Annotated in this window: 26 protein-coding genes; 12 read left to right on the top strand and 14 right to left on the bottom strand. The window is 60.4% G+C overall.

What is annotated here, in order from left to right; translation table 11 throughout:
* Positions 1–100: 100 nt before the first annotated feature.
* Together QCE58_RS20005 and QCE58_RS20000 are read left to right on the top strand one after the other, a co-directional pair.
* Positions 101–1,474, top strand: coding sequence for a sigma-54 dependent transcriptional regulator (locus QCE58_RS20005; protein WP_008347976.1), 1,374 nt, complete (start codon positions 101–103; stop codon positions 1,472–1,474).
* Positions 1,475–1,832: 358 nt separating this feature from the next.
* Complete coding sequence (locus QCE58_RS20000) at positions 1,833–3,140, top strand: MATE family efflux transporter (protein ID WP_250521896.1); 1,308 nt, start codon at positions 1,833–1,835, stop codon at positions 3,138–3,140.
* On the opposite strand, the gene QCE58_RS19995 is transcribed toward QCE58_RS20000, so the two are convergent.
* The 4 genes from QCE58_RS19995 to QCE58_RS19980 all read right to left on the bottom strand — a co-directional run bounded on the left by QCE58_RS19995 (position 3,125) and on the right by QCE58_RS19980 (position 7,268).
* Positions 3,125–3,829 carry a class I SAM-dependent methyltransferase gene (locus tag QCE58_RS19995; RefSeq protein ID WP_250521895.1) on the bottom strand — a complete coding sequence of 235 codons (705 nt, stop codon included), beginning with the start codon at positions 3,827–3,829 and terminating at the stop codon, positions 3,125–3,127. The genes QCE58_RS20000 and QCE58_RS19995 overlap by 16 nt on opposite strands.
* A gap of 14 nt (positions 3,830–3,843) precedes the next feature.
* Positions 3,844–5,040 carry an acyltransferase gene (locus tag QCE58_RS19990; RefSeq protein WP_250521894.1) on the bottom strand — a complete coding sequence of 399 codons (1,197 nt, stop codon included), beginning with the start codon at positions 5,038–5,040 and terminating at the stop codon, positions 3,844–3,846.
* A gap of 144 nt (positions 5,041–5,184) precedes the next feature.
* Positions 5,185–6,357, bottom strand: a complete 1,173-nt coding sequence (locus QCE58_RS19985; RefSeq protein WP_250440937.1) for an alpha/beta hydrolase — start codon at positions 6,355–6,357, stop codon at positions 5,185–5,187.
* Between the two features lie 29 nt (positions 6,358–6,386).
* Positions 6,387–7,268 carry a LysR family transcriptional regulator gene (locus QCE58_RS19980; protein WP_008347970.1) on the bottom strand — a complete coding sequence of 294 codons (882 nt, stop codon included), beginning with the start codon at positions 7,266–7,268 and terminating at the stop codon, positions 6,387–6,389.
* Between the two features lie 126 nt (positions 7,269–7,394).
* On the opposite strand from QCE58_RS19980, the gene QCE58_RS19975 reads away from it, so the two are divergent.
* From QCE58_RS19975 to QCE58_RS19965, 3 genes are all read left to right on the top strand, one after another.
* Complete coding sequence (locus QCE58_RS19975; protein WP_250521893.1) at positions 7,395–8,678, top strand: MFS transporter; 1,284 nt, start codon at positions 7,395–7,397, stop codon at positions 8,676–8,678.
* Between the two features lie 7 nt (positions 8,679–8,685).
* Positions 8,686–9,555 carry an amidohydrolase gene (locus QCE58_RS19970; protein ID WP_250436492.1) on the top strand — a complete coding sequence of 290 codons (870 nt, stop codon included), beginning with the start codon at positions 8,686–8,688 and terminating at the stop codon, positions 9,553–9,555.
* A 97-nt stretch (positions 9,556–9,652) separates the two neighbouring features.
* Positions 9,653–10,534, top strand: a complete 882-nt coding sequence (locus tag QCE58_RS19965; protein ID WP_008347967.1) for an oxaloacetate decarboxylase — start codon at positions 9,653–9,655, stop codon at positions 10,532–10,534.
* Between the two features lie 48 nt (positions 10,535–10,582).
* Here QCE58_RS19965 and QCE58_RS19960 read toward each other — a convergent pair whose 3' ends face one another.
* Positions 10,583–10,882, bottom strand: coding sequence for a DUF4148 domain-containing protein (locus tag QCE58_RS19960; RefSeq protein WP_250457273.1), 300 nt, complete (start codon positions 10,880–10,882; stop codon positions 10,583–10,585).
* A 228-nt stretch (positions 10,883–11,110) separates the two neighbouring features.
* On the opposite strand from QCE58_RS19960, the gene QCE58_RS19955 reads away from it, so the two are divergent.
* Entirely contained in the window at positions 11,111–11,404 is a 294-nt protein-coding gene (locus QCE58_RS19955; protein WP_008347963.1) for a DUF1330 domain-containing protein, read from the top strand.
* Positions 11,405–11,437: 33 nt separating this feature from the next.
* Here the strand turns inward: QCE58_RS19955 and QCE58_RS19950 are convergent, their stop codons facing one another.
* Positions 11,438–12,160: a haloacid dehalogenase type II gene (locus QCE58_RS19950; RefSeq protein ID WP_008347961.1), complete on the bottom strand. Its 723-nt coding sequence runs from the start codon at positions 12,158–12,160 to the stop codon at positions 11,438–11,440.
* A gap of 186 nt (positions 12,161–12,346) precedes the next feature.
* Here QCE58_RS19950 and QCE58_RS19945 point away from each other — a divergent pair, with 186 nt between their 5' ends.
* Positions 12,347–13,057, top strand: coding sequence for an SDR family NAD(P)-dependent oxidoreductase (locus tag QCE58_RS19945; RefSeq protein ID WP_175980772.1), 711 nt, complete (start codon positions 12,347–12,349; stop codon positions 13,055–13,057).
* A 69-nt stretch (positions 13,058–13,126) separates the two neighbouring features.
* On the top strand, positions 13,127–13,363 hold the full coding sequence (locus tag QCE58_RS19940; protein ID WP_008347957.1) for a 4-oxalocrotonate tautomerase family protein: 237 nt from the start codon (positions 13,127–13,129) through the stop codon (positions 13,361–13,363).
* A gap of 60 nt (positions 13,364–13,423) precedes the next feature.
* On the opposite strand, the gene treA is transcribed toward QCE58_RS19940, so the two are convergent.
* Positions 13,424–15,073 carry an alpha,alpha-trehalase TreA gene (treA, locus tag QCE58_RS19935; RefSeq protein WP_250521892.1) on the bottom strand — a complete coding sequence of 550 codons (1,650 nt, stop codon included), beginning with the start codon at positions 15,071–15,073 and terminating at the stop codon, positions 13,424–13,426.
* 133 nt (positions 15,074–15,206) lie between these two features.
* Positions 15,207–16,100, bottom strand: coding sequence for a helix-turn-helix domain-containing protein (locus QCE58_RS19930; protein WP_250457268.1), 894 nt, complete (start codon positions 16,098–16,100; stop codon positions 15,207–15,209).
* Positions 16,101–16,236: 136 nt separating this feature from the next.
* Here QCE58_RS19930 and QCE58_RS19925 point away from each other — a divergent pair, with 136 nt between their 5' ends.
* From QCE58_RS19925 to QCE58_RS19910, 4 genes are all read left to right on the top strand, one after another.
* Positions 16,237–17,076 (top strand): SDR family NAD(P)-dependent oxidoreductase, encoded by an 840-nt coding sequence (locus QCE58_RS19925; protein WP_250521891.1) that lies wholly within the window; start codon positions 16,237–16,239, stop codon positions 17,074–17,076.
* Between the two features lie 60 nt (positions 17,077–17,136).
* Positions 17,137–18,882, top strand: coding sequence for an FAD-dependent oxidoreductase (locus QCE58_RS19920; RefSeq protein WP_250521890.1), 1,746 nt, complete (start codon positions 17,137–17,139; stop codon positions 18,880–18,882).
* Positions 18,879–19,214, top strand: coding sequence for an NIPSNAP family protein (locus QCE58_RS19915; protein ID WP_008347947.1), 336 nt, complete (start codon positions 18,879–18,881; stop codon positions 19,212–19,214). The genes QCE58_RS19920 and QCE58_RS19915 overlap by 4 nt, the downstream gene beginning before the upstream one ends.
* A 71-nt stretch (positions 19,215–19,285) precedes the next feature.
* Positions 19,286–20,650 (top strand): aromatic acid/H+ symport family MFS transporter, encoded by a 1,365-nt coding sequence (locus QCE58_RS19910; RefSeq protein WP_250521889.1) that lies wholly within the window; start codon positions 19,286–19,288, stop codon positions 20,648–20,650.
* Here QCE58_RS19910 and QCE58_RS19905 read toward each other — a convergent pair.
* The 6 genes from QCE58_RS19905 to QCE58_RS19880 all read right to left on the bottom strand — a co-directional run bounded on the left by QCE58_RS19905 (position 20,632) and on the right by QCE58_RS19880 (position 24,511).
* On the bottom strand, positions 20,632–21,165 hold the full coding sequence (locus QCE58_RS19905; protein WP_008347943.1) for an Ohr family peroxiredoxin: 534 nt from the start codon (positions 21,163–21,165) through the stop codon (positions 20,632–20,634). The two genes, QCE58_RS19910 and QCE58_RS19905, sit on opposite strands and share 19 nt — an antisense overlap.
* A gap of 39 nt (positions 21,166–21,204) precedes the next feature.
* Positions 21,205–21,378 carry an NAD-dependent epimerase/dehydratase family protein gene (locus QCE58_RS19900; protein ID WP_008347941.1) on the bottom strand — a complete coding sequence of 58 codons (174 nt, stop codon included), beginning with the start codon at positions 21,376–21,378 and terminating at the stop codon, positions 21,205–21,207.
* 118 nt (positions 21,379–21,496) lie between these two features.
* Entirely contained in the window at positions 21,497–22,510 is a 1,014-nt protein-coding gene (locus QCE58_RS19895; RefSeq protein ID WP_250482013.1) for a LysR family transcriptional regulator, read from the bottom strand.
* Positions 22,511–22,586: 76 nt separating this feature from the next.
* Positions 22,587–22,994, bottom strand: a complete 408-nt coding sequence (locus QCE58_RS19890) for a cupin domain-containing protein (protein ID WP_250521888.1) — start codon at positions 22,992–22,994, stop codon at positions 22,587–22,589.
* 38 nt (positions 22,995–23,032) lie between these two features.
* The gene (locus QCE58_RS19885; protein ID WP_008347936.1) at positions 23,033–23,512 is read right to left on the bottom strand and encodes a carboxymuconolactone decarboxylase family protein; all 480 of its coding nucleotides are present in this window, start codon (positions 23,510–23,512) and stop codon (positions 23,033–23,035) included.
* A 117-nt stretch (positions 23,513–23,629) separates the two neighbouring features.
* Positions 23,630–24,511, bottom strand: coding sequence for an RNA polymerase sigma-70 factor (locus QCE58_RS19880; RefSeq protein ID WP_250521887.1), 882 nt, complete (start codon positions 24,509–24,511; stop codon positions 23,630–23,632).
* Positions 24,512–24,608: the final 97 nt, after the last annotated feature.

Raw genomic sequence — 24,608 nt, 5'->3', positions numbered from 1 at the left:
AATGTAAACATTCAAAAACGGCTTATCGTTTGCGAGGCTTTTTACATTGCGACCGCAGGGCGCATACTTGCCGCAATATCTATAAAAGCCGGGAATAGCCATGTACGGGGAAGCCAGAACGCTCTACTTCGTGGGCCGCGCATTATCGGACGATGTCTCCGAGCGTTTGTGCGCTCGTGGCTGGACCGTCGAGCGCATCGACCCGGCCAAGCCGCCCAAGTCCGCCAAACACGGCAAACGCGCAGCGGCGGGTATCGTCGATCTCACCAGTCGCGGTTTTGCACAGGACGCGGCCGCGCTCACCGCGATGCTCGCAAGTTATCAGATCGGCTGGGTCGCAACCGTCGACGCCGAGCATGTCGATAACCCCGATATCTGCCGCCTCATTCGCGATTTTTGTTTCGACTATGTGACCGTGCCGTCCACCGCCGATCGAATCGTCGATGCAGTGGGACACGCATACGGCATGGTTTCGCTGCACGATGCCGCGAGCAACGATCCGCGCAAGGACGAATGCAAGGAAGGCAGCATGGTCGGTTCCTGCGATGCGATGCAGGCGCTTTATCGCTCGATTCGAAAAGTCGCGATGACCGATGCGCCCGTCTTCATCTCCGGCGAATCGGGCACGGGCAAGGAACTCACCGCTGTTGCGATTCACGAGCGATCCGTGCGGCGCGAGCGGCCTTTCGTCGCGATCAACTGCGGCGCGATTCCCGCGCATCTGTTGCAGTCGGAACTCTTCGGTTATGAGCGCGGCGCATTTACCGGCGCCAATCAACGCAAGATTGGTCGCGTTGAAGCGGCCGACGGCGGCACGCTTTTTCTCGATGAAATCGGCGATCTGCCGCTCGAAAGTCAGGCGAGTCTGCTGCGCTTTCTTCAAGAGCGCAAGATCGAGCGTCTCGGCGGACAAGGTTCGACGGACGTCGATGTACGCATCATTTCGGCGACGCACGTCGACATGCAGACGGCCATGCTCGAAGGACGCTTCCGCGCGGACTTGTACCATCGCCTGTGCGTATTGCAGATCGACGAGCCGCCGCTGCGCGTGCGCGGCAAGGATATCGAACTGCTTGCGAATCACATGCTCGATCGCTTCAGAAAGGACGCGAGCCGGCGGCTTCGCGGCTTCGCGCCGTGCGCGATTGCAGCGCTGCATAACTATGGCTGGCCCGGCAATGTGCGCGAGTTGATCAATCGCGTGCGTCGCGCAATCGTCATGTCGGAAGGAAGGCAGATTCTCGCCAGCGATCTCGAACTGGGCGAATATGCGGAAGCCGCGCCGATGACGCTCGCACAAGCGCGCGAAGCAGCCGAGCGACAGGCTATCGACGTGGCGTTGTTGCGTCATCGCGGACGTCTCGGCGAAGCGGCGGACGAACTGGGCATCTCGCGCGTCACGCTGTATCGCATGTTGACTGCCTATGGCTTGCGCGCCAAGGCCGACAGGCCGCTGGAGGCATCAGGCGGCTGACCGGTGCGCGAATTATGATTCGCTTAAAAGGGGCAATAAGGAACCTTCATTCGCCTTCGCCGCTCCAATCACGGCGTCATGAAAGCGTGAAGCGGCATTCACACCGCATTCGTACCTCACGCACGTCGCAGTTCCTCTCGTAGCGCTCCCGCGCTACGCAGTCTCGTTTCAATCATTTGCGGCCCGCCTGCGTATCTTCGGCGCGCTCATTCTGCGCTAATGCGCCATGCCATAACATTCATTCGCACGCATGATGCGTCGCGAATTCTTATGGGCGTGCCTAGCGAGTAACGTCTGGTTGTCAGTCATGGCTTTCAATAACAACGCTTCTCTCATTCGTCAATTTTCGAACTATGCAGTGCCCACCGTGCTAGCTGCATGGGTGTACTGCATGCACTCGGTCATCAGCGGCATCTTCATCGGACGCCATGTCGGCCCAGATGCGCTTGCCGCGTTGAATCTGCTCGTTCCGTTGCTCTATCTGCCTTACGCATTCAGCGTGATGATCGGCGTCGGCGGATCGACGCTCGTCGCGAGATTGCTCGGCGAGCAGCGCGAACGCGATGCCGCCGAAGCATTCACACAGGCGCTCTGGCTGCTCGGTCTATGCGGCGTGACATTCGCGATGGCGATCCATTTTTATGCCGATACCTTCGTGCAATGGACGGGCGCGCGCGGCGAGCTTGCGCTGCTCGCGAAAGACTTCCTGCACGCTTATGCGCCTTTCGTTCTGTTTCCGACCGCATGTTATGCGCTCGAACTGTTCTTGCGAATCGAAGGCGCGGCGAAGTTCGGTCTCGTCTGCCTGATCGCGGGCGGCATCGCCGATGTCGCCTTGACATGGTGGATGGTGAGCCACATGCAATGGGGCATGCGTGGCGCGGCGCTCGCATCGGGCATCAGCCAGGCGCTCGCCTGCATGCCGATGCTCGGCTACCACTTCGTCAAGGCCCGGCACGTTCGGCCTGTTGCCCATGCTTTCACACGGCTCGATCACGCATGGCGCATGGCTTATAACGGGGCATCGGAGTTTCTCGGCGAGATCGCGCCAAGCGTCACGCTCTTCGCGTTCAATCACGCTGTATTGCGCTGGCTCGGCGACACCGGCCTCGTTGCGTTTGCAGTCGTGGAATACATGACGATGATCGCGTCGGTCACGATGGTCGCGCTCGTACAGAGCATGCAGCCTATCGTGAGCTTTCAGCGCGGCGCGGGCAACGCGCATGCCGTGTCGCGCGCGTTTTCGATCGGCGTCATCGTTACGGCAGGCTTCGCACTCGCCGCCGCTTTCGCGATCCTCGCGCTCGCGCAACCGCTCGGGGCGCTCTTCGTGCCCGACAGTCCTGCGGCACAAGCGCTTCTGCGCGACGCATTGCCGTGGTGCGCGCTCGCGTTCCTGCCTGCCGCGATCAACGTAGCGATCAGCGGCTATCTGACGGCCATCGAAGCGCCGCTCGCGTCGATGATCGTCGCCCTGTTGCGAAGCTGGCTGCTGCTCTTGTCGATGCTCTGGCTTCTGACCGAATGGTTCGGGCCGCGCGGCATCTGGATGACCGTCGCCATCACCGAGCTTGCGACGCTGGCTCTGAGCATCGTGCTGTATCGCACGCGCGGAAGGCGGTTCGAATTGCCCGCGCCAGCGACGACGAATCAGGCGCTTTTGTAGGCAACGAGTCCGACCCACTCGCGGCCATCGAGAGGGAAGTATTCCGGATTCACGCCGCGAGGACACGGCGTGAATTCCACGCACTCGATGCGAAAACCCGCGAGCATGAATTCGCGGGCGAGTATCGTCGGGTCCATGAGGTTGACTGTCGCGGGCAATAGCTTTGGCGCGAGTGCATAGCGATCCGAATCCTCCGTCAATCCTGGCCATGCATTGCCCGATACGATCGCCCGCTCGTAGTCGGAAATCATCTTCGCCATGAAACGATGATACGGCGTGAAGCACAGCACGAATGCCTTGCCGTTGGGTTTGAGCCAATCGAATAGCCGGGCGACGCCCGTACGGAAATCATCGGGCGCGAGGAAATGGAGTACGTGAGACGCGAGAATCACGTCGAGAGAAGAGGCTTCGAGTTCGTAGTGCGGGAACGCGCCTTCCAGCAAGACGAGATTACTGACGTACGCGGCCGGTGCAGCCTGCCGGATTTGCTCCAGTTGCGCCCGGGAAATGTCATTCGCAATCACGCGCGTGCGTTTGCTCAACGCAGGCAGGGACGCGGTTCCATAACCTGCGCCGATATCCAGCAATACCCCACCTCGCTTGCGAGCGAATCGAATGAACGCGCGCGTGTACTTTGACAGCGGGAAAGCCGAGCCATGCCGGCTTTCCGTCAGGCGTTCTCCGCTCATGCTTATCCTCGCGATCAGGCGTCGCGCGTCAGATGAAAGCGTCGATCGACCGATGCGAGCAGGCGTCTCGACAAGCGTGTAGCACGCCCTTGAATCAGCCGGTCCGACACACGCGACAATGCATAAGAGACGACGAGCACCGCGATCAGCGTCGCGCCGAACAACGCGAGCGACGTCTCTCCATTCTTCTGTCCGAATGAGCGATCGAAGAAATGAAACGTCACGTAGACGCAGATGAAGTGCCAGAGATAAATACCATAACTTTCGCGGCCGAGCGCGGCGGCGGCGCGTCGAACGAGTGTGACGCGCGGCACGGCATGCTTGTTATCGCGATGCTTGCGGGCATGACGTGAACACACGAAGAGCAGAAAGGCCACGGCGCTGCATGCCGCGAATACGGGCGCGAGCGCATGCGCCTTGTCGAGCCACACGCCGAGCGCTGCGGTCGTGAGCGCAAAAGCCAGCGCCAGTGAAAAATACAGTAAAGACACGCGCGCCGTCACGTCGGACGCGCCGAGAAGATGCGAGCGAAATGCATACCACGCCCACATGCCGACGATGAAGCACGGACCCTGCACGGGCGGCCAGAAGTAGCTGAACGTGTTATTGGCGACATTGCAATCGAGCGTGCCGTTGCAATCGGCCATCGACATCACGGCATACGAGAGGCCGAGCAACAACACCGTAGCCAGCAAGAGGCGCGCGCGATTCATCGCGAGAAAAAATAGAAGTGGCGCAATCAGGTAGAACAGCATCTCCACGCCGATCGACCATCCGCCTGGCACGACGTTATTGATCGCTGTCGGCGAAAGCGCATGCAGAAAGACCAGGTTGAGCAGCACGTCCATCGGCCCATGTGCGCCGAGAATCCATGCGCGTTCGATGCCCGAGCGCGTCGCGCCATAGCTGATGAGTCCATAGACCGCGATCGCCGCGTAGTACATCGGCGCTATGCGAAAGAAACGCTTGATATAGAAGCGCAACGTGACATGACGCGCATCCGCGCAGCGCGCGTGATCCACTTCGAGCGTCATGAAGATCGTGATCGCGCTGATCACGAAGAACAACTGCACGCCGTATTGGCCCATGCGCGCAATGAGCGTGACGGTGCCCGGCAGATTGGGAAACTGAAACGACAGGTGTACTGCGACTACCCCGACGATCGCGAGCGCCCGGCCAGCGTCGAGCGCGGCAACACGTCCTTTATCCATCGATACTCTCCTCGCGGTTCATGCCGACCTACAAAAAAGGCCGCGAGGCTCGTGGACAGACGCGATTTCAATGAAGTTCCGCCGGACAACTCATTCAGATGAGACTCTTACAACAAGAAACTTCATACACGTATGGATACATTTCTATGGCGCATTCTGACGGAGAAACCGCAGTATGCGGCTGACGACCGTGCTCGGCTGCTCCTGCTGCACCCAATGCCCTGCGCCTTCGATCAGATGCGTCGCGCGAAAATCGGTGCAGGCCAGCACGCGCATCGCTTCGAAATCGCCCGGCCGCTGGTAATAGCCCCAATCGCTCGCGCCTGCGATAAAGCATGACGGCACGTCGATAGTGCGCCCCGACCACATCCGCAGTGCAGCAGCAAGACTCGGATCGGTGCCGCACCGATACCAGTTCAGTCCACCCTGAAATCCCGTGCGCGCGTACTCACTCGCATAGACGTTCAAATCGCGGTCGGACAGCCAGGCACATCCGGCGATTTGATCGGCGTCGGGCGAATGTTCGGCGACGGTTTGCGGCATCGTCGCATCCGCGTTCATTACGTAGTACGTGGGCAGCAAAGCCAGTTGATCGGCAGAAACGGATGCGAGCGGATGCGGATCATTGTCCGGCCAGTCCGCGCTCTTCATGTGGTAATACGCGCGCAAGAACGCGGCGAGTCCTTGCGGCGGGTGCCACATGTCGTCATTCGCCTGCGCGCCCGAGTAATACCATTGATAGTGCTTGCGCGGCGGATCGAGCGACGCGAGCCCGGCGACCGCTTCGGCCATGATCGATTGCGCCGTCTCGACGCGCGCGAGCCTTGCATCGTCGTTCGCGGTATTGAAGGCGAATGCGGGCGGCCCCGCAAAAGGCGCGCTCATCATCACGACCGATGCGAATACATCGGGACGAATCAATGCACACCACGCGGCAACGGGCGAGCCGAAATCGTGACCGATAACCGATGCGACTCTGCGATAACCCAGCGCCGACACGAGACCCAGTACATCGCGGACCAGATTCGGAAATGTGAACTCGTCGAGATCGGTATCGAATGAAGCAATACCGCCGATAGTGCGCCCATAACCGCGCTGATCCGGCGCGACGACATGAAAGCCCGCATCGGCAAGCGGTTTCATGATCTTGCGCCAGCTATAAGCGAGTTCGGGAAAGCCGTGAAGGAGCACGATGCAAGGCCGACCGGGGATATCGAATCCGGCTTCGAGCACATGCATCGAAAGGCCATTGCCATTGTCGATCATGCGCGCGCGAATGCCGTCCGGTAGCGGCAGATCGTTCGATGTTTCATTCATGCGTGTCTCCTTGCGATGCGATCATGCGCTCATGCTTCGAGCAAGGCCGCGAAGCGATCCGCGAGCGTCGGGCGGGAACGCATCGGCCATATTGCGCTGAGTTCGAATGGTGGCAGGTTATCGCCGTCGCGCACGTCGCAGAAGCGCACGCCGGCGAACTGCAACGCAGTCACGGATTGCGGCAGGAGCGATGCGCCGCATCCGGCCGCGACGCAAGCCAATACCGTCAGAGAACGATTCGCGTCCTGCACGACGTTGGCTTCGCAACCCGCTTTACGAAAAGCACTGAGGATGCCCGCGCGAACTACCGGCAATTGATCGCTCGGAAACCATACGAGGCCTGCATCGGATAACTCCTTCAAACCGACTTTTCCATCGTCGCCAATAACAAAAGACATCGGCAGTACCGCGAGCAAGCGCTCTCTCACGATCAACTTTTCGCGCATGCGCCCGCCCACGGCAACAGGCGTATGCAGCAAGCCGATATCGATCGTGCCTTTCTCCAACGCGCTTGCCTGCTCCGCATTGCTCATTTCTCTCAGCATGAGTTCGACGTTCGGCACCTCTTCGCGCAGCGCCGCAATCGCGCGAGGCAACAGGCTGAAAAGTGCCGCCGATGCAAAGCCTATCGTCAGACGCCCGCCGCGCTGCGCACCGATTTCACGCGCACGATGCGATGCCGCGTCAATGCGCGCCACGCTCAATCGAATGTCTTCGACGATTGCGTCGCCCGCCGGAGTCAATTGCGCGCCACGTCGCGTGCGCTCGAAAAGCTTCACGCCAAGATCGCGCTCCATGCGCGAAAGCGCCTGACTCAACGCGGGTTGCGCAATATCGAGTACCTCGGCCGCGCGCGTGACGCTGCCTGCATCGACTACCGCGAGAAAGTATTTGAGGTTGCGCGTCTCCATCTTGCGAGCATATCAAAATGCTATGAAAGATGAACGTATCCATAGTATGCGCGGCCGCGATTCGTTTTTAGAATTCAGTGGCATATTGAACAAGAGCCGGCCAGAGGCCAGCACAGGAGACGCGAGATGAATTGGTACCGTGAAATTTCCACGGCGGAAAGACGCACGCTTTGGGGATGCTTTGCAGGCTGGGCGCTCGACGGCGTCGATACGCAGTTATTCAGTCTCGTCATTCCGACACTCATCGCGACATGGGGCATCGGAAAAGGACAAGCCGGTCTGATCGGCGGCGCGACGCTCGTCGCGGGCGCATTGGGCGGACTCTTCGCGGGCGTGCTTTCCGATCGAATCGGACGCGTCAAGGCCTTGCAAGTCACGGTTCTCTGGTTTTCGCTTTTCACGTTTCTCAGCGCCTTTGCGCAGAATTTCGAACAGTTGCTCGTGCTCAAGTCGCTTCAGGGACTCGGCTTCGGCGGCGAATGGACGGCGGGCGCAGTATTGTTGAGCGAAACGATTCGCGCGAAACATCGCGGCAAAGCTATGGGCATCGTGCAAAGCGCATGGGGCTTTGGCTGGGCCGGTGCGGTTCTGCTCTATGCAATCGTGTTTTCATGGGTATCACCCGACTGGGCCTGGCGCGTGCTGTTCGCCGTCGGCCTCATTCCGGCTGTGCTCGTCATTTATATGCGCCGCAATATCGAAGAGCCGCCGCGTGAATGGAAACCTGCCGAAAAGGAACATGCACAACGTCAGAGCGCTCTCGCCATTCTCGCTGGAATCTTTCATCCTTCTGTGCTGCGCACGACGATCGTCGGCGGATTGATCGGGCTCGGCGCGCACGGCGGCTATCACGCCATTACCACATGGCTGCCTACCTACCTGAAAACCGAGCGGCATTTGTCGGTGCTCGGCACGGGCGGCTATCTGGCTGTCGTGATTACGGCATTCATCATCGGATGCTTTGTCAGTGCATGGCTGCAAGACAAGATCGGTCGCAGGAAGAACGTGATTCTCTTCGCTGTCTGTTGCGCGGTCACGGTCAACGTCTATGTGTTCCTGCCCATCGGCGATATTGCCATGCTCGTATTGAGCTTCCCGCTCGGTCTGTTCTCCGCGGGCATTCCCGCAACGCTCGGCGCGCTCTTCAACGAGCTCTATCCGCAAGGCGTGCGCGGTACGGGCGTCGGCTTCTGCTACAACTTCGGACGCGTCGTGTCGGCGGCGTTTCCGGTGCTCGTCGGCCACATGGGCAATTCGATGCCGATCGGACAGGCAATCGGCATCGACGCGGGCGCGGCCTATGGACTCGTCGTCGTGGCCGCGTTGCTCTTGCCTGAAACGAAAGGCCGTCGCATTGCTGTTGTGCCTGGTCAAGCTGCGTCGAACGAGCGTTCGCCCAAGCATGTCTGAACTTTCCATGACGCGTTCACTTCATTCCACGCTCGGCGATGAGCAATGGCTCGAATCGAAGCCTGCCGCCATCGAAGCGATCGACAGTCACGCGCATGTCTTCGTGCGCGGCCTGCCGCTGGCACCGCATCGTCGACACGCACCCGACTACGACGCAACGCTCGATGCCTATGCGGAACACTTGCGCACCAACGGCGTCTCTCATGCGGTGCTCGTGCAACCGAGTTTTCTCGGCACCGACAATTCGTTTTTTCTCGATGTGCTGCAGCGCTATCCGCAACGCTTTCGCGGTGTGGCCGTTATCGATCCTTCGATCAGCGACGCGGAGTTGTATCGCCTAGCGGCACTCGGCGTCGTCGGCATGCGGCTCAATCTGATCGGGCTTGCGTTGCCCGATCTGCGTGAAGCGCGTTGGCGAGCGTTATTCGAGCGCGTCAACGCGCTCGGCTGGCACGTCGAGATTCATCGCGATGCCGTGGACTTGCCGATGCTTATCGCGCCATTGCTCGAACAAGCCTGCACAATCGTGATCGATCATTTCGGCCGTCCCGATCCGGCATTTGGCGCCGACGATCCGGGCTTTCGCTATCTGCTGACGACGGCGCAATGCGGCCGCGTGTGGGTCAAGCTATCGGCGGCTTACCGCAGCGTGGAAGGCGAAACCGGCACGTCGCTCGGTCAGACGCTCACGTCCGCCTTGCTCGATTCATTCGGCGCAGCGCGGCTCGTGTGGGGCAGCGACTGGCCGCACACGCAACATCAAAGCCTGATGGACTACGGCGCATCGCGCGATGCGCTCGACCGCTGGATTCCCGACGCATCGCTGCGTACCATCGTGTTGCGCGATTCGGCGCGTGCGCTGTTCCGCTTCGAATGACGTTCGTGCGAGCGCCGAAGCGCATCGCGCGTTAGCATTGCAGACGCTGGCGCATGCATCGACGCCGAACACGAACTATCTTTCCGGAACCTTAGCCATGACCACTTCTTCCTCGCGCCGCCGCGCGGCCTTTCGCGAACGGGTCAACGCTCGCAGCGCCCTGCTGCTGCCCGGCGCATTCAACGCAATGAGCGCGCAAGTCGCCGCCGATCTCGGCTTCGAGGCGATCTACATCACCGGTGCAGGTGTAACCAACATGTCGCTCGGCCTGCCGGATCTCGGCTTCATGGGACTCGCGGAAATCGCGGAGCATACGTCGCGCATCCGCGATGCAGTGGACCTGCCGCTTATCGTCGACGCGGACACGGGCTTCGGCAATGCGCTCAACGTGCGTCACACGGTACGCACGCTGGAGCGCGCGGGCGCGGACGCCATTCAGCTCGAAGATCAGGTTATGCCGAAGAAATGCGGGCACTTCGCGGGCAAAGCCGTGATATCGACGAATGAAATGGTAGGGAAGATACGCGCAGCGGCGGATGCCCGCGAAGACGATAACTTTCTGATCATCGCGCGCACCGATGCGTGCGCGGTGGAGGGCTTCGATGCAGCGATCGAACGAGCACGCGCATTCGTCGAAGCGGGCGCCGACATTCTCTTCGTCGAAGCGATCGAAACGCCGGAGCAAATCGCGTCACTGCCGAAGCTGCTCGACGCGCCGCAACTGATCAACATCGTGATCGGCGGAAAGACGCCTGTTACCGACCGCGCGGATCTCGAACGCCTCGGCTTCAGCCTCGTGCTCTATGCAAATGCGGCATTGCAAAGCGCCGTGCGCGGCATGCAGACCGCGCTCGGCGCCTTGAAATCGCAGGGACGTCTCGACGAAAATCCCGCTGTCGTTGCGCCTTTCGCCGAGCGTCAACGGCTCGTGAACAAGCCGCTCTTCGATGCACTCGACCGCAAATACGCTGCGGACTGAATGCATCGCCTGAGGCGGTCATATAGACCGCTTCAGTCATTCACGCATTTAGCGCGAGTACATTGCGTTCCACTCGGACTGCGACACACGTGCGCTACCCGATTGCGATGCACCGTTGGCCGCGCCGCCATAGGCCGTCGCACCATCGCGTGCGGCGAGCTTCGCTTCGGCCGCTTGAATGGCTTCGGGATAGTGCGCCTGATCGCCGTCGCCGACGTGGTAGCCGACGCTCTCCAATGCCGCCAATTCCGCGCGCACTTGAGCGCGCGTGATCTGGCTTTGCGCGAACGAAGCGACGGGAATGACGAGAGCGGTTGCGACGAGTGCTGCGCGGATGATCGACTTCATGATGAAACTCCAGTGTTATGAGGTGCCCGGCTTCGAACACAGTGCCTTTCGAAGCAGTGAAAGCAGTTTATGACGCAGGTGCTCTCGGGTTAACCCCTAGCGCAAGAAAGCACCTTTCACCGAAACGCGCTTAATCGAGAATTTGCTATGCTGTCCGCCGGACTGAATGCAAATGCACAGTGCGTTCGCCTCATGGCGCAAGGCGCCCTTCAAACACTGGAGATAAAGATGGCAAAGGGATATTGGGTCAGTGTGTACACAAAAATCATGAAGCCCGATCAGGTTGCGGAATACTCGAAGATCGCAACGCAGGCTATTGCAGAAGGCGGCGGCCGTCCGCTCGTGCGCGGCGTTGCGTCGATGGTGCAAGGCGAAGGCGTGCTCGAGCGCACCGTCGTCATCGAATACGATTCACTCGAAGCAGCCGTCGCCGCCTATAACAGTGCAACGTATAAGCGCGCACTGGAAGTGCTGGGCGATTCCGTCGTGCGCGACTTCCGCATCGTCGAAGGCGTCGCTTAAATCCAGCTCGTCATTGGCCGATGCTCGCAGCGCTCACGCACCCACGGCATCGGCCAATTCGTTCATATCCTTGGCAACGACATCCCAATCGCTTTCGGCTTTTAAATCCACTGTCTGAGCGGGACCGCGTTCATAGGGCCGTGCGATGAACGCCGTGCGCAACCCACACCTTCTTGCCGCCGCGAGATCGTCGTTATGCGCGGCGACGAGACATACTTCTTCCGGCGTCAGCATCAACACTTCGGCCGTGCGCAAATACGCCTGCGGATCGGGCTTATAGATTTGCGCAATCTCCGCGCCGAGAATCGCATCCCAAGGCAGACCGGCGCGCTTCGCCATATCGACCATTAATCGAATATTGCCGTTCGAAAGCGGCGCGATGATATGGCGCGCCTTGAGCCGTTGCAAACCCGTTATCGAATCCGGCCACGGATCGAGCCGATGCCATGCAAGATTCAACTCTTCGAGCGCTTCGGCAGCCACGGCATTCGGATCGATGCCGAACTCCGGCAGCACGTCGAGCAGATTCTCGCGATGCAGCACATCGAGCCGCACGAATGGCCGCTCCCCGTTGATCACCTTGCGCATCGCAGGCACGTAGCGGCTTCGCCATGCATCGGCGAACGCTTCGGGCGTTGCGTCGATTGCGCCGTGGCGTTGAAGAAATGGCGCAGCCTCGCGTGCAACTCCGCCGCGCCAGTCCACTACCGTGCCGAATACGTCGAACACGAAGGCCTTTACGTTTTGCAGCGTCACGTCGTTTCTCCTATCGGTGATTCATTCGTCTGATCGATTTCGCTGCGGCCCATTTGTTCCTCGCACGCAAGACTGATTGTCCATCACGGGTGTACGCAAGGAATCTCGAAAGGCCTAGATTACGAGCCATCGGAGCCGTCGGTCCGATCCGCAACAGGCCCAAACCAACATTCATCGAGGTTCATCATGAGCAACGCAAGCAAAGTCGCTATCGTTACCGGTGCATCGCAAGGCATCGGCGCTGAAATCGTCAAGGCATTCCGTGCGCAAGGTTATCGCGTCGTCGCGACCGCCCGCTCGATTCAGCAACCGGACGATCCGAACGTCGTCGCTGTCGCCGGTGATATCGGCGATCGCGCCACCGCGCAGCGCGTGGTCGAAGCGGCAATCGCAAAGTTCGGCCGCATCGATACGCTCGTCAACAACGCCGGCATATTCGTCGCGAAGCCTTTCACGCAATATACGCAGGAAGACTATGCCGCGGTTCTGAACGTGAATGTGAATGGCTTCTTCCACATCACGCAACTGGCTATCGAGCAAATGGAAAAGAACAAGAGCGGCCACATCGTCAGCATCACCACGTCGCTCGTGGATCATGCGGTAAGCGGCGTGCCTTCGGTACTGGCGTCGCTGACCAAGGGCGGTCTGAATTCCGCGACAAAGTCGCTTGCTATCGAGTATGCGAAGTCAGGCATTCGCGCGAATGCAGTGTCGCCCGGCATCATCAAGTCGCCGATGCATGCGCCCGAAACGCACGACGCGCTCGGCGCACTGCATCCGATGGGACACATGGGCGAAATGAGCGACATCGCGAACGCGGTGCTGTATCTTGATGCGGCGCCGTTCGTGACGGGCGAGATCCTGCACGTCGACGGCGGTCAAAGCGCGGGACATTGATCGATTCTTTACCCGTTGAGGATGCGCCTCTCGCAGGCGCTTCGTCGTTTCCCACTCAAGGAGATCGTCATGCCGATCGTAACGATTCAGGTGACACGCGAAGGCAACAAGCCCGGCACGAACGCGGTGACTGCCGAGGAAAAGAAGCAACTCATCGAGGGCGCGAGCCAACTCCTTCTCGAAGTATTGAACAAGCCGCTCGATACCACGTTCGTCGTCATCCAGGAAGTGGAAATGGAGAACTGGGGCGTGGGCGGCATGACAGTACCGGAATATCGGCGGCAAAAGCAGGCGAAGAAGGATTGACGCGAACCGAAACGCGGGCATCGCTACATGACCTTTGACGATGCCCGCCGTTTCATCGGCTCATTGCCCCGGCGAATAGAGATCGAGCAGTTTCAGCGTCACGCCATTCGTCCATCCGAAACCATCCTGTAACGGATATTCCCCACCTCCTCCGCCGCCCGTTCCACTACCTTCCACGATGTACTTCTCAACGAGCTTATGTTGAGTGTTATAGACGTTATTCACGTCGGCAAGAAAGCGCGTGCCGATCTGTTGCGCGAGATCGCTGCGCCCATAGCGCTTCAATCCTTGCACGGCGATCCAGTGCAATGGCGCCCAGCCATTCGGCGCGTCCCATTGCTGCGTCGTGTTGTACGTGGTCGTCGTGAGTCCGCCCGGCTTGAGCAAGATCGCTTCGACGGTTTCCGCGGTCTTGTGCGCGCGCTCCGGCCACGCCACGTTGGCGAAGAGCGGATAGAGCATAGCAGCCGATGGGTTGTTGCGCGGCTGACCGAGTTTCCAGTCGTAATCGCCGTAATACCCGTTCTTGTTCCAGAGATATCTGTTGATGCCGATCGCGCGTTTGGCCGCACGCCCCACGAATTCGCCGACACAACGGAAATCACGCGCCTCGCCGCAACCGATTGCGATCGTCGTTTCGAGGTGGAACATCAGGCTATTCAAATCGACGGGGATGATCGATGTCGTGCGGATCGTCGCAAGCGTCATATTGTCGCCGAACCAGCGCGAGCTGAAGTCCCAGCCGCTTTCAGCCGCCGCACGCAAGTCGCGATACACCTCGTTCGCCGGACGGTTCGTGACCAGCTTGGCGGTCGCCACGTCTTCCGAGTAGGACTCGTCGCGCGGCGTATCGCGTTCGTCCCAATACCGATTGAGCACGGTCTTGTCCGGCATCATCACGACGTTGCGTACCGCGCCGCCTGGCTGCAGCGTATCCGCTCCTTGCATCCAGTAATCATGTTCGCGGCGCAATTGCGGCAAATACTTCTGATAAACACGTCCACCTTCCTTGTGCGCGGCAAGTTCGACCATATAGGAGAAGAACGGCGGCTGCGAACGGCTCACATAGTATGTGCGATTGCCATTCGGAATATGGCCGATCGTGTCGATCAGATACGCGAAGTTATCGAGCATATCGTCGACGAGATCTTCGCGGCCTGCCTCCTGCAGACCGAGCATCGTGAAATAGGTATCCCAGTAGTAACCTTCCCGAAAGCGTCCGCCAGGCACCACGTACTGCTTTGGCATCGGAATCAGGGAACTGTTGGCGGGTACGTTCGCGGTCGTCGTCAGACGCGTGAGTTCGGGCCAAAGCCAGTCGATATGTTCGCGCAGGCTCTGATTCGGCGGCGGCGTAATCACCTGATCCGTTGGCGGCGTGAAGTATTGTGCGACGAACGTCGCGAGCGAGAAGCCCGGCACCGACATCTGCTGATGATAAGCCTGCACGATCTGCGCGGGGTCTATCTTGGGTATGGCATCGACGAAAGTCTTCTGATCGGGATAGACGCCCTGCGTCTGCACGGCGACGAAAAGGTCACCGTATAACTCGCTGGGTGGCGGCAGAAGCGTATACGCCGTTTGTGCGTCGGCATAGGCGAAATTGGCAGCCGAGCTCATGACGAGCCAGGCGCACAGCATTCCGCGTGCCTTTATGCGGAAGCGCCGCGACGCGTCGTGCGCCGCTCGATCCGATGACAGTACGATCATGTTCACTCCTTCGAAGGGTGATTGAACCGGACTGGTCTCGCTCGGGCCTTTCTTGTTGTTATCGATTTACAGCACGGCGAAGCATCGCACGCTTGTACGAAGCTGGCAACCCTCGAAGAAGGAAGCGAACGGGCTATTGAATGGCCAGCGCCTTGTGCGCTTCCGCCTGGAATTGGGTCGGCGTGACGCCGGTCTGCTTGCGAAAATAGCGGCTGAAATAAGCGATATCGGCAAAGCCCAGTCCATGTGCGATCTGCTTGACCGACATACTGGAATAAACGAGATCGCGCTGCGCCTCGCGCACAAGATGCTCGTTGATCATTGCGAGCGGCGAACTCGAGATCTCTTCGCGGCATATCCGCCCGAGTTGTGTGACCGTCATGCCGAGCTTCTGCGCATAGAACTCGACAGGTCGATGCTCGCGAAAATGCGCGGCCACCAGTTCCCTGAAGCGCTTGATCTGCTGCGCCCGCCTTTCGGTCGATGCGACACTCGGCGCAGATGCGCTTTCGCATAGGCGCACGACATGCACAAAGAGTGCAATCAATAGCGACATGCCCGCCGCCATGTGACCGCGATTCGTCGCGCGGAATTCCTTCTCGAGCAATTCGACGATCGGCACGAATGCGCTTTCCTTCACGGAGTGGGCACTCATGCGCGAGACGCCTGCGCGTTGCAACACCGGAACGAGTCCCGGCGCCGCGATCGATGCCAGCGCCTCGATCGATCTTTGCGCGACGGTCACGACGAGACCATCCACGTTCGGCGCGAAGTTGAATCCATGAACCGTTTGCGCGGGCAGCATGATGACGCACGGCGGCACGAGATCGATCATGCTGTTCTCGATCAGCACTTGCCCGCCGCCGCCGCGAATGTACAGAAATTGCAAGAGCGCGTCGTGGCGATGCGCGTCGATATGCCAGTCGTTGGGCGCGCTGCGCTCGACGATCCATTCGAAGTTGAACGCGTCATACCACGGCGGACGCGCCGATTCCCCGTACAAGTTGTAGTTAGGGATTTTCCTCATATCCTGCGTCTCCTGATGCACAAATTGTCCTGTCGTCTGCGTCCTTTGTCCAATCTTTCGTGCATGGCCGTGAATATACTTTTTTCACAGGCAAGGCTATCGGCGCCTTTGCATCGAACGAACTCAGGAGACAAGGATGACTAATCAGGCGGCGCGGGATCACACCGCGCAGCATTGGCTCGGCCTCGAATCGAGCGTATGCGTAGTGACGGGTTCGGCCGGCGGAATCGGGCGCGCCATTGCATCGACATTCGCCGATGCGGGCGCAAGGCTCGCGCTACTCGATCGCGATGAAGCGGGCTGCAACGATGCGGCGCAAGCATTGCGCGCAACTGGCGTCGATGCCATCGCCATAACTTGCGATATCGGCGATGCAACGAGCGTGAACCGCGCACGCGATCAGGTTGCACGCAAGTTCGGTCAGGTCGATGTGCTCGTCAATAACGCAGGCCTGTTGCGCGCGGGCGGCATCGAAGATATCGGCCTCGATGCATGGAATGCGATGCTCGCCGTCAATCTCACCGGCTACATGTTATGTGCGCAGGCATTCGGGCGCGACATGCTCGCGCGCGGCGCCGGAAGCATCGTGCATATCGCATCGGTGGCGGCGCATCATCCGCAGACGTGGAGCGGCGCATATAGCCCGAGCAAGGCGGGCATCGCAATGTTATCCCGTCAGATCGCCGCCGAATGGGGCGTGCGCGGCGTGCGCAGCAATACGGTCTGCCCCGGCATGATCCGCACGCCGCTTTCGATGGCGTTCTATGAGCAAGGCGATGTCGAAGCCCGCCGCAGCGCAATGATCGCAAGCCGGCGCATCGGCGAACCGCGCGATATCGCCGAGGTGGTTGCATTCCTCGCAAGCCAGCGCGCGGCCTATGTGAACGGCGCGGAGCTTGCCGTCGACGGCGGCTTCGAATGCATGTTGATGGATCTCGTTCCACGTCCCGGCTTCGAAGCGCCGCGCAACGCCTGACACGCTGCTTCTCATCTCACGGGCGTGCGAAGCGCCCGGCTTCAATCAAAGGACTTCATCATGACTACCGTAACGCGGTCGTCCGATCTCGCTTGCGATGTGCTCGTGATCGGCTCGGGCGCCGGCGGCCTTTCCACGGCCATTACAGCGAAGAAGCAAGGGCTCGACGTGATCGTCGTCGAGAAGGAGGAATACTTCGGCGGCACGACCGCGTTCTCGGGCGGCGTCTTGTGGATACCGGGAAATCGCCACGCGAAAGAAGCGGGCGTGCAGGATACGCGCGAAGCCGCAGTTCGATACATGCGCAGCGAAACGGGCGCGATGTATGACGAAGCAGCCGTCGAAGCGTTCCTTGAAAGCGGCCCACGCATGATCGATTTCTTCGAGCGCGAGACCTCGGTCGAATTTCTGCCGACGCTCTACCCCGACTATCATCCCGATGCGCCGGGCGGTGTCGACGTGGGACGTTCCGTCGTTGCAAAACCGTTCGACGCACGCGCGCTTGGCAAGGACATCGTGCGCCTGCGCCCGCCGCTCAAGACGATAACTTTCATCGGCATGATGTTCAATTCGTCGAGCGCGGATCTCAAGCATTTCTTTAACGCAACGAAATCGATCGAATCCGCGTGGTATGTCGCGAAGCGACTCGCGAGCCATATCCGGGAACTCGCACAATACAAGCGCGGCGTGCAGATCACGAGCGGCAACGCACTCGCCGCGCGCCTCGCGAGATCCGCGCTCGATCTCGGCATTCCGATTCACACGCGAACGGGCGCGAAAGAACTGACTACGGTGAAGGGCCGCGTGACCGGGGCGATCGTGATTGCGAACGGACATGAAACGCGCATCGTTGCGCGACGCGGTGTCGTGCTGGCGTGTGGCGGCTTCTCTCACGATGTCGCGCGCATCGCAAAGGCCTATCCGCATGTGCGGCGCGGCGGCGAACATGTATCGCCTGTGCCGGCAGGCAATACCGGCGATGGCGCGCGCATGGCCGAGCGCGTGGGCGGACGTGTCGATATTCGCTATCCGCAGCCCGCTGCGTGGATGCCGGTCTCGCGCGTGCCGCTCAAAGGCGGCAAATACGGCGTGTTCCCGCATCTGCTCGATCGCTACAAGCCGGGCGTGATCGGCGTGACACGCAGCGGCGTGCGCTTCACCAACGAATCGAATTCCTACCACGATGTCGGCGCAGCGATGATCGAAGCCTGTCGCGATGAAAGCGAAACAGCCATGTGGCTCATCTGCGATCACGCGACGATTCGCAAATACGGCCTCGGCTTTGCAAAGCCCGCGCCGCTACCGGTCGGTCCTCATCTGAAGAACGGTTATCTCGTCAAAGGCCGCACGCTCGCGGAACTGGCACGGCAGACAGGCATCGACGCCACAGCGCTCGAAGCGACGGTCCGCGACTATAACCACGATGCCACGCAGGGCAAGGACACTGCTTTCGGCCGTGGCACGACATCTTTCAACCGCTATCTCGGCGATGCCGCTCACAAGCCGAATCCTTGCATCGCACCGATTGGCGACGGTCCGTACTACGCGCTCAAGGTCGTTATGGGCGATCTCGGCACCTTCGACGGAATCGCGACGAATCCGCATGGCCAGGTACTCAAGGGCAGCGAGCCGATACCAGGGCTCTATGCCGTCGGCAACGACCGCGCGAGCGTCATGGGCGGCAACTACCCCGGCGCGGGCATCACGCTCGGTCCAATCATGACGTTCGGTTATCTCACCGGATTGCATCTCGCGGGCAGCGTCGACGCGCACGCGAAGTCCAGCGAATTGAGGAGCGCAGCATGAGCAAGCCTTTCATCGATCACCGCATCTATACGATCAAGCCGCGCGGCATGTCGGAATTCATCGACGTATTCGACCGTCTAGCGATGCCTATTCAGACCAGATATCTCGGCGCGCCCGTAGGTTTCTATATGAGCGATATCGGCGCGTTGAATCAGGTCGTGCATCTGTGGGGCTACGAGAGCATCGCGGATTACGACCAGCGGCGCACCGCGCGCGACAACGACCCCGAATGGCCCGCTTATCTGCATGCGTCGGCGCATCTCATCGTCGCCCAAGAAAGCCGCATCATCAGGCGCGTCGAGTTCAAGAGTCTTTCGCCAGCAGTTCGATAAGCGCGCGGCATAGCGGCACGACGAAGGCCGCATTCTTCCGCTTGCACATGAATGAATGGAGACATAACGGCATGGAAAAGAACGTCGGGACCATCGAGGTCCAGAGCTTTATCGACGGCGAGCGCTTCTCGCCCTATCAATGGGTCATTCTGATCCTGTGCTTTCTCGTCGTCGCGGCCGACGGCTTCGATACCGCGGCAATCGGTTTTATCGCGCCGTCGTTGATCGGCGACTGGGGCATCACGCGCGCCGCGTTAGGCCCGGTGATGAGTGCGGCGCTCGTCGGTCTCGGCATCGGCGCGCTCGTGGCCGGGCCGGCCGCCGACCGTATCGGACGCAAGGCGGTGCTTGCCCTTTCCGTGTTCTTCTTTGGCGTATGGAGCCTCGCATCGGCACAAGCAAGCTCAGTCGAAACACTAACCGCGTGGCGCTTTCTCACCGGCCTGGGTCTCGGCGCGGCAATGCCCAACGCGGTCACGCTGATGTCCGAATACGCACCGGCGCGCGTTCGTGCTATCGCCGTCAATGCGATGTTCTGCGGCTTCTCCGTAGGACTATCGCTTGGCGGGCTCTGCGCCGCATGGCTCATACCGCATTTCGGCTGGCAAAGCGTGCTCGTCGCCGGCGGACTCGGTCCTATCGGGCTCACCGTGCTGTTGCTCGTTCTGTTGCCCGAGTCCGCACAGTTCATGGTCGTGAGACAACGCCCTACGCGAAAGATCGCGCGCGTCCTGCGCCGCATCTCGAACGATCCGCGTCTCGCGGAAGGCGCGCGCGTCACGTTCACTTCTGCCGATACGCGCACGGCTGGCGCCGACAAATCTTCGCTCGGCATCATCGTCTCGCGTCCCTATCGCTTTGGCACGTCCATGTTATGGCTCGCCTATTTCATGGGGCTGATGATCTTCTATCTGCTGACGAACTGGCTTCCTACGCTTTTCAAGGATGCAGGCTTCTCCGCCGAGCGCGCTGCGCTCACGACATCGCTCTTTCCGCTCGGCGGCATTCTCGGCAACCTGTGCCTTGGCTGGGTGATGGGCAAGGCCAATCCGCGATGCGTGAACGCGTGCGCTTATGTGCTCGCAGCGGCGATGGTGCTGACAATCGGACGCGGCATCGCGGATCAGTTCTGGCTTGCTGTGCTGATCTTCCTGACCGGAACAGCGGTGACGAGCGCGGTTACATCGATGTCGGCGCTCGCCGCGTCGTTCTATCCGACGCGAAGCCGCGCGACCGGCGTCGCATGGATGCTTGGCATCGGCCGCATGGGCGCGGTCGCGGGCGCAATGACCGGCGGCGTGCTCATGAGCATGGGGCTGCAATTTGGCGCGGTCTTCACGCTGCTCGCGATTCCCGCAATCATCGCCGCGTTCGCGTTGGGCGCGTTGAGCCGGCGCGATAGAGCGAGTGAAGCCACTCAACGTTTGATGACTTGATGTGCTTTCGAGGCATCGTCGGTATTTGCAAGCGCAACTATGTTGACGATGCCTTGACGCGCCATCTTCGTATAAGGGCAAAAGCGTTCCGTGCTGCGCACGAGTTCCTCAGCTACGCTGCGTTCGATGCCGGGCATCTGCACGCGTGTGTGGGCGGTCAACACGAAGAGCCCGTCCATCGGATCGCGGCTGAATTCGACCGTGACGTACACGCTTGCAGCCGCGACAACGATGCCGGCGCGCGCCGCAAGCAGGACCATCGCGCCATGAAAACATGCAGCGTAGGCCGCGGCGAACAGTTGCTCGGGGTTCGTGCCGCCGCCGGGACCGCCGAGCGCCTCGGGCATACGCAGGTCAAGAGCGAGATTGCCGTCGTCGGATCGTGCCTCGCCCGTCGCGCGGCCATGTCCCGCATCGCCACCCGTCACCGCGACGGTCGTCGAATACAGGGGTTGCACGTCGCGTCCTTGATACCTGTCGAGCAGGCTGACGGGCGGCGGATCGATATGCTCCATGGCGGTCATCCATTCTTCGCGCGAACGTTGCACGATCGCTCAAGGCGCCGCGACCTCGCGCGCGTCCTGCAACCCTTCTTGCAGGCCCTTTCCTGTCATCGTGTCGACGCCTGATGCCGGCGATGCCGCGATTACTTCGTGCCCGCGCGCACGCAGACGCTCCACGACCTTGCTGCCGATGAGTCCGCTTCCGCCGATGACTACGATGTTCATGATTTCCTCCTCGAAACGATGCGCGAATGCGCGAATGCGCGATGCGTGACGCATCGTAGGCGTGCAGGCGTGCATCCGGTAGCGCCTCGCACGGATGCGCAGTGTTGCCTTCGATGCATCAATCGGTTGAGACGAGCTGCTGCACGCCCGCACGTGGGTTCGTGATGAACGTCGTCAGGCAATGCAGATCAAGCGCGCGCGTCTGCTCGGTCATGTAATCGACGAATACACGCACGCGCGCGGGCAAATGCTTGCGGCTGAGATAGCAAAGATAGTGGCCGCCATCGTCGGGCGCGTATTGCGCGAGACACGTGACGAGGCGCCCCGCCTTGAGCGAATCGCAGACGAGATACGCAGGCAGTTGTGCGATGCCCTGCCCGTCGAGCACTGCTTGCAGCATCAGGTCGATATCGTTGAAGGTTTGCCGGGCCGCGGGCGAGCGCTTTCGCGCAAGGCCGTCGACCTTGAATTCCCATTCAGCGATGCGCCCCGCCGGCGCGCGGAAATTGATGCAGCGATGGTCGTCGAGATCGTCGACATGACGCGGCAGGCCGTGCTCGCGCGCATACGCCGGCGATGCGCAGACGATCATCTGCATCGGAATCAATTGCTTTGCAACGACTTCGCTATCTTCCATGTGACCATCGCGAAACGCGACATCCACCCGATCTGCCGTGAAATCGCACGGACGATCGTTGAGCAGCAGTTCGAGTGCGATGTCCGGATAGCGTGCATTAAAGCCGGCTAGAAGCGGCGCGACGACCTTGCGGCCGAAGCCCGGTGCCGACGCGATGCGCAAGTGACCGCGTGGCGGCCCGTTGCGCAACTCGCGCATGTCCTCCAGCGCCTGCACGATGCGCTCCACGCCTGGCTGACAATTCTTGTAGAAGAGCTCGCCTTCGCGTGTGAGCGACGTGCTGCGCGTCGTGCGCAGGAAGAGACGCGCATCGAGCTGTGCTTCCAGCTTCTGTACGTTGCGGCTGACGGCGGAACGGCCGATGCCCAGGCGGTCGCTCGCTTTCGCGAAGCTGCCTTCGTTGGCGACGGCAAGAAAAGAAACGACGCCCGCATAACTCGCTACGAAGCTATACGCGAGAGAATCGTCGGAATGACACACAAGGTCTGATGGCATGGCGGCACGAAACGTAGTGGCTCTGTCCAACAAGACGTTTGCGCCACACGGTTTGTGACGCGCCATGCCGAATTTTTTATTTAACGGGCGTCAGAACGGGCTTGTCCTTGTCTTTGAGAAGCAGCACGATGAATTTCGCGCGCTTCGTGTTGCTCGCGTTGCGTCCCACAGTGTGAATGTCGTCAGGGCCTTCATAAAAGGTATCGCCGGCTTTGAGCGTCACGGCCTTGCCGCCGCGAACCTGCATGACGATCGTACCTTCCAGGACATATACGTAGGCATGAGCGTCGTGACGATGCACGGGATCGACCGCGCCCGGAGGATACTCCACCCTGATCATCAGCGCCTCCTTGCCGGGATATTCCGGAAGCGCCTTCGTCATGAGTTCCTTGACGATGGCCTCCGGCGCCGCGTGCGCCGTGCTCGCCGCGAGCGCCGCGCATCCGAAGACGAGTGCAAGTCCCACGCGTTTGATGCTGTGCATGATCCGTTCTCCCATGATCGAACGACGGCGCGAACGCACTACGACAGGTTTGCCTTGTCCAGGCCGAAAGCTTTATCCGACGAACCCGGAACCGTCTGAAACGCGACATTCGCACGGTTCCACCCATTGATCTCGATGATGATATACGTCAGATCCGACAACTCCTTCTCCGAAAACTGCTCACGCACGCGTGCAAAGAGATCGTCGGACACGCCATGCTCGGGAATGCGCGTCAGCACTTCGGTCCACGCGAGCGCGGCACGTTCGCGCGGCGAAAACAGCGGCGATTCACGCCAGATCGCAACGTGATGCGTGCGCAGTTCGCGCTCGCCATGAATCTTCGCTTCCTTCACATGCATATCGACGCAAAACGCACAGCCATTCATTTGCGATGCGCGAAGCGTCACGAGATCGCGGGTCGTCTGCTCGATCGAGCATTCACGCACCGCCTGACTGAACTCATAGAACTTCCGGAAAAGCTCGGGAGATTGTTGAATGTAGTTGACTCGCTGCGTCATGATGACTCCATGTCTGGTTGAAGATGGATGTCATCCTAGGTTTGCGCGGCTTGTCGCGGTAGACATGCGAACGTGCCCACGCTGTTGCCTCGCATGCATCAATCGAATCGCGAGCGTTCATGCATTGCCATGGCGAGCCGCAATGCGTTCGAGCTTATCCGGATTGCGCTGCACCTGTATGCGTACGATGCGTTCACCTTCGATATCGAAAGTCTGCGCGGATTCGAGCTTGCCGTCGATGAAACGCAGCAGCGCCCATTGCTCATTCAGCATGACGAGTTCGAGACACACGCCGTTTCCATACCGCAGAAAGGCCGCATAAAAAAGCTGCGCGATGCGTTTGCCGCCCAAAAGCGGTTTGGGGAAACTCTGCACGCGCCCGCCGCCATCGCCGATCAGCATGGCGTCCTCCGCGAGCATCGCGTGAATAGCTGCGAAATCGCCGAGCTCCATCGCGTGCGCGAATGCATGCAGCAAGCGCCTTTGAATCTCTCGCGACACCGAACGTCGCGGACGCTCTTCGCGTAGTTGTGCCTTGGCTCGGCTCACGAGCTGGCGGCATGCGGCCTCCGTCTTGCCGATGATGTTCGCGACCTCCGCATAGTCGGCGTCGAAGACCTCGCGCAACAGAAACGCCGCGCGCGCTTCGGGCGTGAGGCGTTCGAGCAGCATGAGGAACGCGACGGATACGTCGTCCGCGCGCTCCGTGACTTCCTCCGGCGTTGCCGGCGGGTCGGTGATCTGCGGCTCGGGCAGCCAGATGCCGGTGTAGTGTTCGCGCTGCAACTTCGCGGCGCGCAACCGGTCGATCGAATGGCGCGTCGTCACTGCGACGAGCCACGCCTCGGCATTCCCGATCGCTTCGCGAGCCGCCGCATGCCAGCGCAGCCACACGTCCTGCACGATATCCTCGGCTTCGGCGACCGAACCGAGCATGCGATACGCAATGCCCTGCAGACGAGGGCGCAAGCGGTCGAATTCGCGCGTGGCGTCATCCATGACGGCGATTCCTCATTACTGAACGTCTGTAAAGTCATCGGCTTGAAAGGAGATCGTATATTACGCGTGCGCGATATTCCTTTAAAGATATGAATAA

Source organism: Caballeronia sp. LZ028, from assembly GCF_031451415.1.
Lineage (GTDB): Bacteria > Pseudomonadota > Gammaproteobacteria > Burkholderiales > Burkholderiaceae > Caballeronia > Caballeronia zhejiangensis.
The sequence above is the reverse complement of the archived record's forward strand: the minus strand, read 5'-3'. Positions and strand labels throughout refer to the sequence as shown.

Bases quoted from the DNA above. Each gene is read 5' to 3' on its own strand.
- QCE58_RS19885 (WP_008347936.1), bottom strand. From the start codon at position 23,512: ATGACGCAGCGAGTCAACTACATTCAACAATCTCCCGAGCTTTTCCGG.
- QCE58_RS19990 (WP_250521894.1), bottom strand. From the start codon at position 5,040: ATGGATAAAGGACGTGTTGCCGCGCTCGACGCTGGCCGGGCGCTCGCG.
- QCE58_RS19995 (WP_250521895.1), bottom strand. From the start codon at position 3,829: ATGAGCGGAGAACGCCTGACGGAAAGCCGGCATGGCTCGGCTTTCCCG.
- QCE58_RS19965 (WP_008347967.1), top strand. From the start codon at position 9,653: ATGACCACTTCTTCCTCGCGCCGCCGCGCGGCCTTTCGCGAACGGGTC.
- QCE58_RS19925 (WP_250521891.1), top strand. From the start codon at position 16,237: ATGACTAATCAGGCGGCGCGGGATCACACCGCGCAGCATTGGCTCGGC.
- QCE58_RS19940 (WP_008347957.1), top strand. From the start codon at position 13,127: ATGCCGATCGTAACGATTCAGGTGACACGCGAAGGCAACAAGCCCGGC.
- QCE58_RS19930 (WP_250457268.1), bottom strand. From the start codon at position 16,100: ATGAGGAAAATCCCTAACTACAACTTGTACGGGGAATCGGCGCGTCCG.
- QCE58_RS19945 (WP_175980772.1), top strand. From the start codon at position 12,347: ATGAGCAACGCAAGCAAAGTCGCTATCGTTACCGGTGCATCGCAAGGC.
- QCE58_RS20005 (WP_008347976.1), top strand. From the start codon at position 101: ATGTACGGGGAAGCCAGAACGCTCTACTTCGTGGGCCGCGCATTATCG.
- QCE58_RS19975 (WP_250521893.1), top strand. From the start codon at position 7,395: ATGAATTGGTACCGTGAAATTTCCACGGCGGAAAGACGCACGCTTTGG.
- QCE58_RS19900 (WP_008347941.1), bottom strand. From the start codon at position 21,378: ATGAACATCGTAGTCATCGGCGGAAGCGGACTCATCGGCAGCAAGGTC.
- QCE58_RS19985 (WP_250440937.1), bottom strand. From the start codon at position 6,357: ATGAATGAAACATCGAACGATCTGCCGCTACCGGACGGCATTCGCGCG.
- QCE58_RS19920 (WP_250521890.1), top strand. From the start codon at position 17,137: ATGACTACCGTAACGCGGTCGTCCGATCTCGCTTGCGATGTGCTCGTG.
- QCE58_RS19905 (WP_008347943.1), bottom strand. From the start codon at position 21,165: ATGGAGCATATCGATCCGCCGCCCGTCAGCCTGCTCGACAGGTATCAA.
- QCE58_RS19880 (WP_250521887.1), bottom strand. From the start codon at position 24,511: ATGGATGACGCCACGCGCGAATTCGACCGCTTGCGCCCTCGTCTGCAG.
- QCE58_RS19910 (WP_250521889.1), top strand. From the start codon at position 19,286: ATGGAAAAGAACGTCGGGACCATCGAGGTCCAGAGCTTTATCGACGGC.
- QCE58_RS19890 (WP_250521888.1), bottom strand. From the start codon at position 22,994: ATGCACAGCATCAAACGCGTGGGACTTGCACTCGTCTTCGGATGCGCG.
- QCE58_RS19915 (WP_008347947.1), top strand. From the start codon at position 18,879: ATGAGCAAGCCTTTCATCGATCACCGCATCTATACGATCAAGCCGCGC.
- QCE58_RS19895 (WP_250482013.1), bottom strand. From the start codon at position 22,510: ATGCCATCAGACCTTGTGTGTCATTCCGACGATTCTCTCGCGTATAGC.
- treA (WP_250521892.1), bottom strand. From the start codon at position 15,073: ATGATCGTACTGTCATCGGATCGAGCGGCGCACGACGCGTCGCGGCGC.
- QCE58_RS19955 (WP_008347963.1), top strand. From the start codon at position 11,111: ATGGCAAAGGGATATTGGGTCAGTGTGTACACAAAAATCATGAAGCCC.
- QCE58_RS19980 (WP_008347970.1), bottom strand. From the start codon at position 7,268: ATGGAGACGCGCAACCTCAAATACTTTCTCGCGGTAGTCGATGCAGGC.
- QCE58_RS19960 (WP_250457273.1), bottom strand. From the start codon at position 10,882: ATGAAGTCGATCATCCGCGCAGCACTCGTCGCAACCGCTCTCGTCATT.
- QCE58_RS19970 (WP_250436492.1), top strand. From the start codon at position 8,686: ATGACGCGTTCACTTCATTCCACGCTCGGCGATGAGCAATGGCTCGAA.